Annotated in this window: 12 protein-coding genes; 2 read left to right on the forward strand and 10 right to left on the reverse strand. The window is 60.9% G+C overall.

Annotation, left to right across the window (positions count from 1 at the left end; genetic code table 11):
* The first annotated feature begins 22 nt into the window (after positions 1-22).
* Both HYI44_RS26365 and HYI44_RS26370 read left to right on the forward strand, forming a co-directional pair.
* Positions 23-1,441 (forward strand): aminotransferase, encoded by a 1,419-nt coding sequence (locus tag HYI44_RS26365; RefSeq protein WP_225570909.1) that lies wholly within the window; start codon positions 23-25, stop codon positions 1,439-1,441.
* Positions 1,438-2,346 carry a helix-turn-helix domain-containing protein gene (locus HYI44_RS26370; RefSeq protein ID WP_225570910.1) on the forward strand — a complete coding sequence of 303 codons (909 nt, stop codon included), beginning with the start codon at positions 1,438-1,440 and terminating at the stop codon, positions 2,344-2,346. The genes HYI44_RS26365 and HYI44_RS26370 overlap by 4 nt, the downstream gene beginning before the upstream one ends.
* Before the next feature lie 93 nt (positions 2,347-2,439).
* Here HYI44_RS26370 and paaZ read toward each other — a convergent pair whose 3' ends face one another.
* The 10 genes from paaZ to paaK all read right to left on the reverse strand — a co-directional run bounded on the left by paaZ (position 2,440) and on the right by paaK (position 13,415).
* Positions 2,440-4,494, reverse strand: a complete 2,055-nt coding sequence (gene paaZ, locus HYI44_RS26375) for a phenylacetic acid degradation bifunctional protein PaaZ (protein ID WP_225570911.1) — start codon at positions 4,492-4,494, stop codon at positions 2,440-2,442.
* Between the two features lie 58 nt (positions 4,495-4,552).
* Positions 4,553-5,806, reverse strand: a complete 1,254-nt coding sequence (locus HYI44_RS26380; RefSeq protein ID WP_122838701.1) for an OprD family porin — start codon at positions 5,804-5,806, stop codon at positions 4,553-4,555.
* Positions 5,807-5,839: 33 nt separating this feature from the next.
* Positions 5,840-7,486 (reverse strand): cation acetate symporter, encoded by a 1,647-nt coding sequence (locus HYI44_RS26385; RefSeq protein ID WP_205895987.1) that lies wholly within the window; start codon positions 7,484-7,486, stop codon positions 5,840-5,842.
* On the reverse strand, positions 7,483-7,791 hold the full coding sequence (locus HYI44_RS26390; RefSeq protein ID WP_122838702.1) for a DUF485 domain-containing protein: 309 nt from the start codon (positions 7,789-7,791) through the stop codon (positions 7,483-7,485). Before HYI44_RS26390 ends, HYI44_RS26385 begins: the two co-directional genes overlap by 4 nt.
* A 164-nt stretch (positions 7,792-7,955) precedes the next feature.
* Positions 7,956-9,032: a 1,2-phenylacetyl-CoA epoxidase subunit PaaE gene (gene paaE, locus HYI44_RS26395; protein ID WP_122838703.1), complete on the reverse strand. Its 1,077-nt coding sequence runs from the start codon at positions 9,030-9,032 to the stop codon at positions 7,956-7,958.
* A gap of 33 nt (positions 9,033-9,065) precedes the next feature.
* Positions 9,066-9,599: a 1,2-phenylacetyl-CoA epoxidase subunit PaaD gene (gene paaD / locus HYI44_RS26400; protein WP_122838704.1), complete on the reverse strand. Its 534-nt coding sequence runs from the start codon at positions 9,597-9,599 to the stop codon at positions 9,066-9,068.
* The gene (paaC, locus tag HYI44_RS26405) at positions 9,586-10,347 is read right to left on the reverse strand and encodes a 1,2-phenylacetyl-CoA epoxidase subunit PaaC (RefSeq protein WP_225570912.1); all 762 of its coding nucleotides are present in this window, start codon (positions 10,345-10,347) and stop codon (positions 9,586-9,588) included. Before paaC ends, paaD begins: the two co-directional genes overlap by 14 nt.
* 8 nt (positions 10,348-10,355) lie before the next feature.
* On the reverse strand, positions 10,356-10,637 hold the full coding sequence (gene paaB / locus HYI44_RS26410; protein ID WP_007943393.1) for a 1,2-phenylacetyl-CoA epoxidase subunit PaaB: 282 nt from the start codon (positions 10,635-10,637) through the stop codon (positions 10,356-10,358).
* A gap of 164 nt (positions 10,638-10,801) precedes the next feature.
* Positions 10,802-11,791 (reverse strand): 1,2-phenylacetyl-CoA epoxidase subunit PaaA, encoded by a 990-nt coding sequence (paaA, locus tag HYI44_RS26415; protein WP_225570913.1) that lies wholly within the window; start codon positions 11,789-11,791, stop codon positions 10,802-10,804.
* 298 nt (positions 11,792-12,089) lie between these two features.
* Complete coding sequence (paaK, locus tag HYI44_RS26420; protein ID WP_225570914.1) at positions 12,090-13,415, reverse strand: phenylacetate--CoA ligase PaaK; 1,326 nt, start codon at positions 13,413-13,415, stop codon at positions 12,090-12,092.
* Positions 13,416-13,501 lie beyond the last annotated feature (86 nt).

Genomic DNA, 13,501 nt, shown 5'->3' on the forward strand with positions numbered 1-13,501 from the left:
TATTCGGTTCGAGGTTTTTCCTATGGCTACCCCAACTCAACACATTTTTTCCGCTGCTGAAGAGTCCCGGCTGGTCAAGGCCGATAAAGCCCACTACATGCACGGTTATCACATGTTCGACGAACACGCCGAGCAGGGCTCGCTGAACATCGTCGCTGGAGATGGCGCTTATATCTACGACACCCAGGGCAACCGTTTTCTCGATGCCGTGGGCGGCATGTGGTGCACTAACATTGGCCTGGGACGCGAAGAAATGGCCCTGGCGATAGCCGACCAGGTGCGCCAGCTGGCCTATTCAAACCCGTTCTGCGACATGTCCAACAACGTGGCTATCCAGCTCTGCGAGAAACTCGCCAGCCTGGCCCCGGGCGATCTCGACCACGTGTTCCTGACCACGGGCGGCTCGACCGCCGTGGACACCGCCTACCGGCTGATCCAGTACTACCAGAACTGCCGTGGCAAACCGGAAAAAAAGCACATCATTGCTCGCTACAACGCGTATCACGGCTCGACCACCCTGACCATGTCGATCGGTAACAAGGCCGCCGACCGCGTCCCGGAATTCGACTACGCCCACGAGCGTATTCACCACGTGTCCAACCCCAATCCGTATCGCGCACCGGACGGCATGGACGAAGCACAGTTCCTAGAGTTCCTGGTCAAGGAGTTCGAAGACAAGATCCTCGCCATCGGCGCCGACCAGGTGGCGGGTTTTTTTGCCGAGCCCATCATGGGCTCGGGCGGGGTGATCATTCCGCCCAAGGGCTACCTCAAGCGTATGTGGGAAGTCTGCCAACGCTACGACATCCTGTTCGTCGCCGACGAAGTGGTGACCTCGTTCGGACGGCTGGGCAAGTTTTTCGCCTCGTGGGATCTGTTCGACGTGCAACCAGACATCATCACCACCGCCAAGGGCCTGACGTCGGCTTACCTGCCGCTGGGCGCCTGCATTTTTTCCGAGCGCATCTGGAAGGTTATCGCCGAGCCGGGCAAGGGCCGTTGCTTCAGTCACGGTTTCACTTACAGCGGGCATCCGGTGTGCTGTACCGCAGCGTTGAAGAACATCGAAATCATCGAGCGCGAACAGCTTTTGGAGCACGTCGATGCAGTCGGCACGTATCTGGAAGAACGCCTGGCGACCCTCGGCGCCCTGCCGCTGGTTGGAGATGTGCGCTGCCAGAAGTTCATGGCCTGCGTCGAGTTCGTGGCTGACAAGCGCAGCAAGGCGTTGTTTGCCGACGAGATCAACATTGGCGAGAGGATTCATTCCCGGGCGCAGTCGAAGGGCTTGCTGGTACGCCCGATCATGCACCTCAATGTCATGTCGCCGCCGTTGATCCTGACCTGCGCCCAGGTCGATGAAATCGTCGAGACCCTGCGCGAGTGTATTCTTGAGGTGGCGGCCGAGCTCCAGGCGAGCGGGCAGTACCAGGGCCAATGATTGCGTCGAACAGGCTGTTACCAGGAACCCGCTCACCCGCTAGACTGCGGGGCATGAGCAAACCAGACGACGATACGCTGATCGCATTGCCCTTCGGGGCCCTGCACAAATGGCACGGGCAAATGCGCGAGGCGTTTGCGCATGTGGACGCACCTGATGCACTGGCTGACCTGGCGTCGGCCCTGGAGCATCTGGTGGGTATCGAGTCGGTGATGATCAGCCTGGAGCACCGCGATCGGCCACCTCAGCTGTTGTATCAGCGCGGCATCGCCCAGCAGTACCAGGTGTCGATTCTCGATCGCTATTTCTCCGGCGGGTATTTGCTAGATCCTTTCTGCCTGGCAGTGGAGCAAGGCCTGGCGCAGGGCTTTTACCACTTGGAGGAAATCGCGCCGGATGACTTTTTCGACAGTGAGTATTACCGCACCTATTACCTGAAGGCGGGGTGCTCGGAAGACAGTTATTACATTGTCGATACCGGCAATGACACGAAGATTTCTGTGAGCCTGTTCCAGGGTTTCGGTGGCGAATGCCTGCGGGGTGAGCAGTTGAATTTGCTGCGCGCGGTCGAACCGCTGGTGTGTGAGTTCATCAGTGAGTTCAGCCAGCGTGGCATGCAGCTCATCACGGCCGTCCAGAGGCCGCAGGATGCTGCAGCAGGAGACAATCTCAAGCAACGCGTGCAGTGGGCCTTCGAGCATTTCGGCGGCAACGTGCTGACCGAACGCGAGCGCGAAGTGGCGCACATGGTGCTCAGGGGGCACTCGGTGAAGTCCACGGCGAGCGAACTTGGCATATCGCCGGAGACAGTGCTCATGCATCGCAAGAATCTGTACTTGAAGCTGGAAGTGGGGTCGCAGTCGGAGTTGTTTGCGTTGTTTATCGATTGGCTGCGCCAGCATTGAAATTCAAGAGATCGCAGCCTTCGGCAGCTCCTGCATGGAAATGCGTTCGCCCTGTAGAAGTTGCCGAAAGCTACGATCTTTTGATCTTTTGCGTCACTCCTCGCGCTTAACCACCAAGGTCAGAATGTCATAGCTGGCCACCAGCTCACCCAGCTGGTTGGTCACTTCCACATCCCAGGCCACCACCCCCTGCGGGATACCCTGCGGGCTCTTCTTGCCCTGATCGATCTTGCGTTTGCAGGTCAGGCGCGCCTGGATCGTGTCACCGATTCCCACCGGGGTGATAAAGCGCAAGGTGTCCAGCCCGTAGTTGGCCAGCACCGGCCCCGGTGCTGGGGAGACGAACAGGCCGGCCGCTGCCGACAGCACGAAGTAACCGTGGGCAATACGTTTGCCGAATTGCGACTCCTTGGCCGCGATGTCGTCGAAGTGCATGTAGAAGTGATCGCCGGACAGGCATCCGAAGTTCACCAGGTCTGCTTCGGTCACAGTGCGACGATGAGTCAGCAGCGACTCGCCGATCTGCAGGTCCTGGAAGAACCGGCGGAACGGATGCACTTCAGTTTCGATCACCTTGGCGCCTCGCACGTGCTCACCGGTAACGGCCGCCAGCATGGTCGGCGAACCCTGTACGGCGGCGCGTTGCAGGTAGTGCTTCACGGCACGCAGGCCACCCAGTTCTTCACCGCCGCCAGCCCGGCCCGGACCACCGTGCTTGAGTTGCGGCAGCGGCGAGCCGTGGCCGGTGGATTCAGCCGCGGATTCGCGGTCCAGCACCAGCAGGCGACCATGCCAGGCCGCTGCCACGGGAATAGCCTTGGCGGCAATTTTCGGGTCCTTGGTGATCAGGCTGGCGACCAGGCTGCCCTTGCCGCGAGCCGCCAGCACCAGGGCTTCGTCCAGGTCGTCGTAGGCCATCAGGGTGCTGACCGGGCCGAAGGCTTCTATATCGTGAGCGCCACCTTCTGCATGAGGATCACGGGATCGCAGCAGGGTCGGAGCGAAAAACGCACCCTGGCTGACGTTTTGCCCGCGCGGTTCAAACCCATCACTGGCCCCGAACAGCAGGTCACTGCTTTGCAGCAGGCTTTCCAGACGCTCGGTGACGTCTTTGTGCTGATCGTGGGAAGCCAGCGCACCCATGCGCACACCTTCCACCGACGGGTCGCCGACCACGACTTTGCGCAGGCGCTCGCTCAGGCGGGTAGCCACGGCATCGATGTGTGTGGCCGGCACGATCGCCCGGCGAATGGCGGTGCATTTCTGCCCGGCCTTGGTGGTCATCTCCCGGGCGACTTCCTTGATGAACAGTTCGAACTCTTCATCATCCGGCGTGACATCAGGGGCCAGAATCGCGCAGTTCAGCGAGTCGGCCTCGGCATTGAACGGCACCGAGTTGCGGATCAGGTTCGGATTGACCCGTAGCTTCGCGGCGGTGTCGGCCGACCCGGTGAAGGTCACCACGTCCTGGCCCTGCAGGCGGTCGAGCAGGTCACCGGTGCCGCCAATGACCAGTTGCAGGCTGCCGGCCGGGAGCAAGCCGGACTCGTCCATCAGGCGCACCACGGCTTCGGTCAGGTAGCTGGTGGCGCTGGCTGGTTTGACGATGCACGGCATGCCGGCCAGGAAGCTTGGGGCGAACTTTTCCAGCATGCCCCAGATCGGGAAGTTGAACGCATTGATGTGTACTGCCAGGCCGCCGCGCGGGACCAGGATGTGCGTGCCGGCGAAGCTGCCCAGCTTGCTCAGTTGCAGCGCCGGGCCTTCGTGGACGATGTTGCCCGACGGTAACTCCCGGGAGCCGAGGCTGGCGTAGGTGAACAGCGTGCTGTTGCCACCTTCGATATCGATCCAGCTGTCGGCGCGGGTGGCGCCGCTGTGATGGGAGATGGCATAGAGCTGTTCCTTGCGCTCGCTGAGGTACAAGGCCAGGGCCTTCAACCGCTGGGCGCGCTGCTGGAAATCCAGCGCCAGCAACCCGCTGACGCCCTGGCGGCGACCGTGCTCAATGGCTTCGGCGAAGTCCGGGCGTTCCTCATGAGTGCGGGCAATTTCATGGCCATCGATGGCGCTGCGCAGCACCTGGGCACCGTGTTGGCCGATCCAGCGACCGGCGATGAAACTTTGCAGGGTAGGGGCGTGAGGCATCACGATTCCTCCAGGTTGTGAAAAGTGTGGGCGCGACCGAGACCGTGCCATTGAGGGATTACCAAAGTGTCAGGGTGTAACCGACGATCAGCCGGTTTTCGTCGAGGTCGGTGGTCAAGCCATTGCCGGAGCGGAAGGTGACGTTGCGCCAGCGCAGGCTGACGTTCTTGAACACGCCACTCTGGATCACGTAACTGAGGTCGGTATCGCGTTCGCGCTCGCGACCGTTGTCGACGCTGCCGGCCTTGACGTGGTTGCCGTCGGTATAACGGGTCATGAACGTCAGGCCGGGAATGCCTTGCGCGGCGAAGTCGTAGTCGTAGCGCAGCTGCCAGGAGTCCTCGTCGGCGCGGGTGTAGGTGTTGTAAGTCACCAGGTTGACCACGTAGGGGTCGCCGCCATTGAGGAACGCGAAGGCGCTGTCACCGGACAGTTGCTGGTAGCTTGCACTGACCTTGTGGGCACCATGGGCCACGGTGAACATGCTGTTGAAGTTGCGGTTGTCGATGCGCCCGGCACGCTCGGCGCCATCACCCCGGCTGTCGAAATAGCGAATGTCGCTGCGCAGGTTAAAACCGTTGCCCAGCGGCTGGGTATGCACCAGCCCGACGAACTGCTGGCGGTAAATCTGCTCGAGCTTGCCGTAGTAGTAGCTCAGGTTCAGTTGGGGGCTGAAGGCGTAGGTGCCGCCGGCAAAATCGAAGTGATCACTGCTGGCGGCACCGTAGCCGATATCATCATTGCTTGAGGAATCTCGCAGGTTGGCCCGGGTCAGGCGCCCGGCGTTAAGCGTCAGGTCGCTGATCTCCTGGCTGCTCAGCAAGCCACCCTCGAAGGTCGACCCCAACAGCCGGGTGTCGTTGTAGGTCACCACCGGCAGCATGGGCTGCAGAGTGCCCAGCTTCAAAACGCTTTTGGACACGCGCAGCTTTGCGGTCAGCCCCAGTTCGCTGAACTCATCAGCCGGTTCATGGCTGTTCGGGCCGAAGGGCAACAGCCCGGTGCCCCGGCGATCAGCGCTGGAATCGAGTTTCAGCCCAAGCTCCGCGAGTGCGTCGAGGCCGAAGCCGAATGTGCCGTCGGTGAATCCCGACTCGACGCGCGCCGTAAAGCCCTGGGCCCATTCCTCGGCCTTGGACTGCGGCGCGTTGTCCTGACGGAAATCGCGATTGATATAGTGGTTGCGCATTTCAATACGGGCCTTGCTGTCGTCGATGAAGTCGGCCATGGCGCAGGGTGCGAGCAGTGGCAGACTTAATGCGGCGGCTAACGAAAACAGTGATTCGTAAGGTGCGGTGCGTGCGGGCTTCATTATTTTTATTCCCTGCCATCGGATCGTCGTTGGTTAGTGCTTGCTGGCGCCGGAGGCACCGATGCCGGTCATCGAACGGATGAACTGCGCCAGATAACGGCCACGCTCAAGAGCGGCACGGGGCGAGCTGTCGGTGACGGAAAACACCCAGGCACTTAAAAAAGCCAGGCTCATGGAGAACAGTGCCGGGTTGGAATAAGGGAACAGCGCCTTTTCGTAATGCAGCACGTTGACCCACACCGCCGGGCTCAGCACCAACAGGACAATCGCCGAGATCAGGCCCGCCAGGCTACCGGTCACTGCGCCGCGAGTGGTCAGGCCCTTCCAGTACATCGAGAGGAACAGCACCGGGAAATTCACCGAAGCCGCGATGGCCAGCACCAGGCCGGAGAGGAAGGCGATATTCTGCGATTCGAACAACAGGCCGAGGATGATCGCCAGCACGCCGATGCACAGCGTGGCGATTCGCGACACGCGGATCTCCTGCTGCTCGGTGGCCTGGCCCTTGCGCATCACGCAGGCATACAGGTCGTGGGACACCGCCGAGGCGCCGGACAGCGCCAAACCGGCGACGACGGCCAGGATGGTGGCAAAGGCGACGGCCGAGATGAAGCCGAGGAACAGATTGCCGCCCACAGCTTGCGCCAGGTGCACGGCGATCATGTTGCCGCCGCCGATGATCGCGCCGCTGGCATCGCGGAACGCCGGGTCGGTGCCGACCATGACAATCGCGCCGAAGCCGACAATGATCAGCAGCAGATAGAAATAGCCGATGAAACCGGTGGCGTAGAACACGCTTTTACGCGCTTCCTTGGCATCGCTGACGGTGAAGAAGCGCATCAGGATATGCGGCAGGCCAGCCGTGCCGAACATCATGCCCAGCCCCAGCGATATCGCATCGATCGGGTTCGACAGCAAACCGCCAGGGGCCATGATGGCGTTGCCCTTGGCGTGCACGGCGGTGGCGCCAGCGAACATCGCTTCGGTGCTGAAACCGAAATGCTTGAGCACCATGAAGGCCATGAAGGTGGTGCCGAACAACAGCATCACCGCTTTGATGATCTGTACCCAGGTGGTGGCGAGCATGCCGCCGAAGGTCACGTAGAACACCATCAACACGCCGACCAGCATCACCGCGTACAGGTAATCGATGCCGAACAGCAACTCGATCAGCTTGCCGGCACCGACCATCTGCGCCACCAGGTACATCAGCGCAACGGTCAGGGTGCCGAAGGCCGAGGTCAGGCGCACAGGGGTTTGTTCCAGTCGGTAGGAGACCACGTCGGCGAAAGTGTATTTGCCCAGGTTGCGCAGGCGTTCGGCAATCAGGAACAGAATAATTGGCCAGCCGGCCAACACGCCCAGCGCGTACAGAAGACCGTCATACCCGTTGAGGAACATCATCGCCGAGATGCCGAGGAAGGATGCTGCGGAGATCATGTCGCCGGCAATCGCCAGGCCGTTCTGGAAACCGGTCATGCCACCGCCGGCCGTGTAGAAATCACTGGCGGACCGGGTGCGCAACGCGGCCCAGCGGGTAACGCCGAGGGTGAACAGGACGAACACCAGGAACATGCCGATGGCGTTCCAGTTCAGTGGGCGGGAGGCGCCGTCGGCCGCGGCGGCAAAGTCCGCGACAAAGGCCAGGGGAAGCAGCAGTAACCCGCAAAGGCGGCTCATCGGGCGCACTCCTGTTTCAGCTTTTCGTTCAGTGGATCGATCACGTTGTTGGCGCGATAGACGTAGAAACCGGTCAGTGCGAATGCCAGTAACACGATCACCACACCCACCAGCATGCCCACGCTGGTCACGCCGCCGCTCAAGGATTGGCCGAGGGTGCTGGGGGAGAACGCTACCAGCAGGACGAAGCCGAAATAGATCACCAGCATGATCAGCGACAGTGACCAGTAGAGGTTCTGTTTACGGCGGACCAGCTGGATGAAATCGGGGTGTTGGCGGATGAGTTCTACGTCTGTGGGGGTCATGGCGCGCTCTCTGTTGTTGTTTTTGTTGTGGGTGAAGCAAAGTCACAGGTGCCCCCTGTAGGGGCGAGCTTGCTCGCGATGGTCGTTAACGATTACGCGTGCTTCCTGAATAAACGCGTTGCTCTCGGGTTCTTCGCGGGCAAGCTCGCTCCTGCAGGGGTTGGTTAGAGCTGGTCGAAGTCCAGCACCACTTTGTCGCTCACCGGAAACGCCTGGCACGACAGCACATAGCCGGCGGCCACTTCGTAATCTTCCAGGGCGTGGTTGCTGTCCATGTCCACTTCGCCTTCGATCACCCTGCATTTGCAGGTCGAACACACGCCGGCCTTGCACGAATAAGGCAATTCGGCACCCTGGGCGTTGCCCGCATCAAGGATGCTTTGCGTGTTGCGCGGCAGGTCAAACGCCAGGGCGCGGCCGTCGCTGATGACGGTGATCTGGCTGACCGCGGCATCAACCTGCCGAGCGGCCTCGCGGGCTTGGCGTTTTTGCGGGCTGCCGGCGGCGGCAAACAGTTCGAAGTGAATACGCTCGGCCGGCATGCCTTTGGCTGTGAGGCTGTCGCGCACGGTTTCGGTCATCTCCTGCGGGCCGCAAATGAACGCTGCGTCGAGGGCCTTGACGTCGAGCCAGCGGGAAAACAGTTGCTCGCACTTCTCGGCGTTGATCCGGCCGTTGTACAGGTCGACATCCTGCTGCTCGCGACTGAACACGAAGATCAGGTTGAGGCGCTGCAAGTAGCGGTTTTTCAGGTCTTCAAGCTGTTCGCGAAAAAGCGCGCCAGAGCTGGAACGGTTGCCGTACAGCAAGGTGACGTGGCTGTATGGTTCGGTTTGCAGAGTCGTCTTGATGATCGACAGGATCGGCGTGATGCCGCTGCCCGCCGCCACCGCGAGGTAGTGGCCGTGGCGGGTCGGGTCGAGCTCGACGTGAAAGTGTCCGGCTGGCGGCATCACTTCCAGGCTGTGCCCGGCTTTCAAGTGCTCATTGGCAAACGCCGAGAAACGCCCGCCGACCACGCGCTTGATCGCGATGCGCAGTTCGCCGTCATTCACCCCGGTGCAGATCGAGTAGGAACGGCGCACTTCTTCGCCGTCCATCTGAGTGCGCATGACCAGGTGCTGGCCCTGGGTGAAGTGAAAACTGTCCTGCAGGTGTTGTGGAATCTCGAAGGCGATGGACACCGCGTCACGGGTCTCGGTGCGCACGTCCTTGATGGTCAGGCTGTGAAATTTACTCATTTTTATTCTCCAGCTGGGACGGCCGAGCGCCGCTCAGATGCACTTGAAATAGTCGAACGGTTCCCGGCAATCGACGCAGCGATACAGCGCCTTGCACGCAGTGGAGCCAAACTCGCTGAGCACTTCGGTGTGCGCGCTGCCACATTGCGGGCAGACAATCACCGGGCTCTCGCCGAGCAGGCTGCGTTTGCTGGTACTGCCGTCGGGCGGTGCAATGCCGTAGGCGCGCAAGCGATCGCGGCCAATGTCGGTGATCCAGTCGGTGGTCCAGGCCGGGGTCAATTTGCGTTCCAGTTGCGGCGCCTTGAAACCGGCCAGTTCCAGCGCATCGCGGATGTCGCTCTCGATCACTTCGGTGGCGGGGCAACCTGAGTAGGTCGGTGTGACCACCACGTGCAGATGGCCGGCCTGCCAGTCGAGATCGCGCACGATGCCCAGATCGACCACGCTGACCACCGGCACTTCCGGGTCCATGACCTGCGCGAGGGTTGCCCACGCGGCGGCCAGGTCGGTCGGTTGTGCCGGCCGTGCGCCCTGGTCGCTGGCGATCAGTTCACCAGGTTGCATCGGGGTACGCTCGGGGCAGGAACTGCATCTCGGCCAGTAAAATGCCCAGGTGTTCGGTGTGCAGGCCCTTGCGTGCATCCAGGTAGAAATAGCTCGGTGCGGCGGGCACTGGCAGTGTGGCGCTGGCGAAAATCTCGCTGACTTTGGCTTGCCACGCCGCAGCGACTTGCGCCGTGTCTGGGGTGATGCCGGCCTCGCACAGACGCCGTTCACTGTCATCGGCGCTGGTCAATTCAACGGTGAAACGCCAGACCTCAGGGATCGCCGCGAGCATGCGTTGGTGGCTCTGCTCGGTGCCGTCACCCAGGCGCTCGACCCACTCACCGGAGCGGCGCAGGTGATAGGTGACTTCCTTGACCGCTTTGGCTGCGATCCCGGCAATGCGCTCGTCCGTGGACTGGATCAGGCCGCTGAGCACTTGCAGGTGCCAGGCGTCGTAGAGGAACTGCTTGAGGATGGTCACTGCATAATCGCCGTTGGGTTGTTCCACCAGCAGCAGGTTGCGATAGTCACGCTCATCGCGGCGGAACGCCAGGTGATCGGCGTCGCGACCGTCGTCCAGCAGTTCGGCGGCGTATTCGAGCCAGTTGCGGGCCTGGCCGACGAGGTCGAGGCCGACGTTCATCAGCGCCAGCTCTTCTTCCAGCGCGGGCGCCTTGCCGCACCATTGGCACAGGCGCTGGCCCTGGATCAGGGCGCTGTCGCCCAGGCGCAGCAGGTATTCGATCAGATCAGTCTTGGAATTCATGGTCGACCTCACATGTGCCCGACTTCGGCCGGCAACTCGTAGAAGCTGGCGTGGCGATAGACCTTGTCGTCCGAGGGGTCGAACAGCGGGTCTTTTTCATCCGGAGACGAGGCGGTGATCAGCGCCGAAGGCACTACCCACAGGCTCACGCCTTCGCTGCGGCGGGTATACAACTCGCGCGCGTTCTCGATGGCCATGGTGGTGTCGGCGGCATGCACGCTGCCGACATGCTTGTGATTGAGGCCGTGCTTGCTGCGCACGAAGACTTCGAAAAGGGTCCATTCGGACATTTCAGTTACTCCACATCTGTTCGGTTTTGCTGGCGCGGCTGAAGATCAACAGATCGCAGCCTTCGGCAGCTCCTACATGGGGCACCGGCTCCTTTGGGAGCTGGCGCAGCCTGCGATCTGTTGGTGGCATGGAGCCGCCGAGGATCAAGATCAAACGTGCCGAATCAGGCGGCGTTCCTGTTGTGTTTTTTCCGGGCGTGGGCAACGGCGGCTTCGCGGACCCAGGCACCGTCTTCGATGGCCTTGCGCCGGGTGGCAACCCGTTCCTGGTTGCACGGACCGTTGCCCTTGAGCACTTCGTAGAACTCGCTCCACTGGATATCGCCGAAGTCGTAGTGACCGCGTTCTGCGTTCCACTTCAGGTCCGGATCGGGGCAGGTGCAGCCCAGCAGTTCGAGTTGCGGGATGGTTTGGTCGATGAAGCGCTGGCGCAGTTCGTCGTTGCTCTGGCGCTTGATTTTCCAGGCCATGGACTGGGCGCTGTTGGGCGAGTGTTCGTCGCTGGGGCCGAACATCATCAATGACGGCCACCACAGGCGGTTGATGGCGTCCTGGACCATGTCTTTTTGCGCCTGGTTGCCGTGACGCATCATGGTCAGGAGGATCTCGTAGCCCTGGCGCTGGTGGAAACTTTCTTCCTTGCAGATCCGCACCATGGCCCGGGAGTAGGGGCCATAAGAGGTGCGCTGCAGTACCACCTGGTTGACGATCGCGGCGCCATCCACCAGCCAGCCCACGGCGCCCATGTCGGCCCAGTTCAGGGTTGGGTAATTGAAGATGCTGGAGTACTTGGCCTTGCCGCTGTGCAGTTTGGCGATTTCTTCATCGCGGTCTGCACCCAGGGTTTCCACGGCGCTGTAGAGGTACAGGCCATGACCGGCTTCATCCTGGATTTTGGCCATCAGTTGCAGTTTGCGTTTGAGCGATGGCGCGCGAGTGACCCAGTTGCCTTCGGGCAGCATGCCGACGATTTCCGAGTGCGCGTGCTGGGAGATCTGCCGGATCAGGGTCTGGCGATAGGCATCAGGCATCCAGTTCTTGGCTTCGATCTTTATTTCCGAATCGATTTTTTCCTGGAAGGCGCGTTCCTGTTCGGTCATTTCCGATAGGTCTTTTATGCGCTTTACGCCTGTTTCTACTAGCTGTGCGTACATGGGGGTCTCCCGCCGTGAATCTGTTTGATGGCATGGATAACTTTATAAGCGATACGGAAACTAATATCAAACATAAAATATAGTGTCGTTTATTTTTTTGTATCGCTTTGGGGTGCAAATCCGTTTCCAGGGTAGCGGCTGCTTATGGTTCCGCTCTTGCGGCGGGTTACTTTGCGCGTTTCAACGTAATCCGCTGTGAGAGCGGAACCGGCAGCTGCCATCACCAAAAAACGGATATGTCCCCAATCAAAACCCAAAAAAAAACCCCGCCAAAGCGGGGCCAAAAGAGGTGCAGCAGTCATCCCTTGGGACGCTTGTCCATCACATGACAAGCCTTACCCTCAGACCGCTTGATCGAATGCAGAGGCTGCAAAACAATCCGCGAACTGATCCCGATATACGTCTTGATATGCCGACTCAACTCGGCGCAGACCGCCTTCTGCTGATCATCACTCATACTCTGATGCTCGGCCTTGAGCTCCACGTGCACGTCAACGCTGTCCAGGTTGCCATGGCGATACAGGTGAATTTCATAACACTCCGAAAGCTGTTTGATCTTCAGCACTTGCTCCTCAATCTGCGTCGGGAACACGTTCACCCCGCGAATGATCAGCATGTCGTCGCTGCGCCCGGTGATTTTGTCGATCCGCCGCATCGGTCGCGCGGTACCCGGCAGCAAGCGCGTCAGGTCGCGGGTGCGGTAGCGGATCATCGGCAAGGCTTCCTTGCTTAATGAGGTAAACACCAACTCGCCCATCTGCCCGTCCGGCAACACTTCGCCAGTGACCGGGTCAATGATCTCCGGATAGAAGTGGTCTTCCCAGATCGTTGGCCCGTCCTTGGTCTCTGCGCATTCCATGGCGACACCCGGCCCCATGATTTCCGAAAGGCCGTAGATGTCCAGCGCGGTGATGCCCAGGCGATTCTCGATGGCGCTGCGCAGTTCGCCGGTCCAGGGTTCTGCGCCGAAGATGCCCAGGCGCAGGGCCAGTTTGTGCGGGTCGATGCCCTGGCGCTCGATCTCGTCGGCGATGTTGAGCATGTAGGAAGGCGTGACCATGATGATGTCCGGCTGGAAATCCTTGATCAGTTGCACCTGTTTCTCGGTCTGGCCACCGGACATTGGAATCACCGTGCACCCCAGGCGCTCGGCCCCGTAGTGCGCGCCCAGGCCACCGGTGAACAGGCCGTAGCCATAGGAAATATGCACCTTGTCACCGCGGCGGCCACCGGCGGCGCGGATCGAGCGGGCCACCACATTGGCCCAAGTGTCAATGTCGCCTTGGGTGTAGCCAACGACGGTCGGTTTGCCGGTGGTGCCGCTGGATGCGTGCAGGCGCACGATGTCGTGCATCGGCACGGCAAACATGCCGTAGGGGTAGTTGTCGCGCAGGTCGGTCTTGGTGGTGAAGGGGAACTTCGCCAGGTCTTCGAGGGACTTGATGTCGTCCGGGTGCACGCCCAGTGCATCGAAGCGTTGACGGTACAGGGGCACATTGTTGTAGGCGTGGTTCAGGCTCCAGCGCAGGCGATCCAGCTGGTGCTGACGGAGTTCGTCGATGCTGGCGGTTTCCAGAGGGTCCAGCTGTGGGTCAAGCACGGCGTTGGCAATTGGCATGTTCATGATTTCACTCGAATTGTTTTTGTGTTTCAACCCTGTCACGCCAGGGCTTTGAGTGCATGCCCCAAGGATACCTCTCGGCTCCCCGG

Origin of the sequence: Pseudomonas sp. Y24-6, assembly GCF_020295325.1 — a bacterium.
Taxonomy (GTDB): Bacteria; Pseudomonadota; Gammaproteobacteria; order Pseudomonadales; family Pseudomonadaceae; genus Aquipseudomonas; species Aquipseudomonas gregormendelii.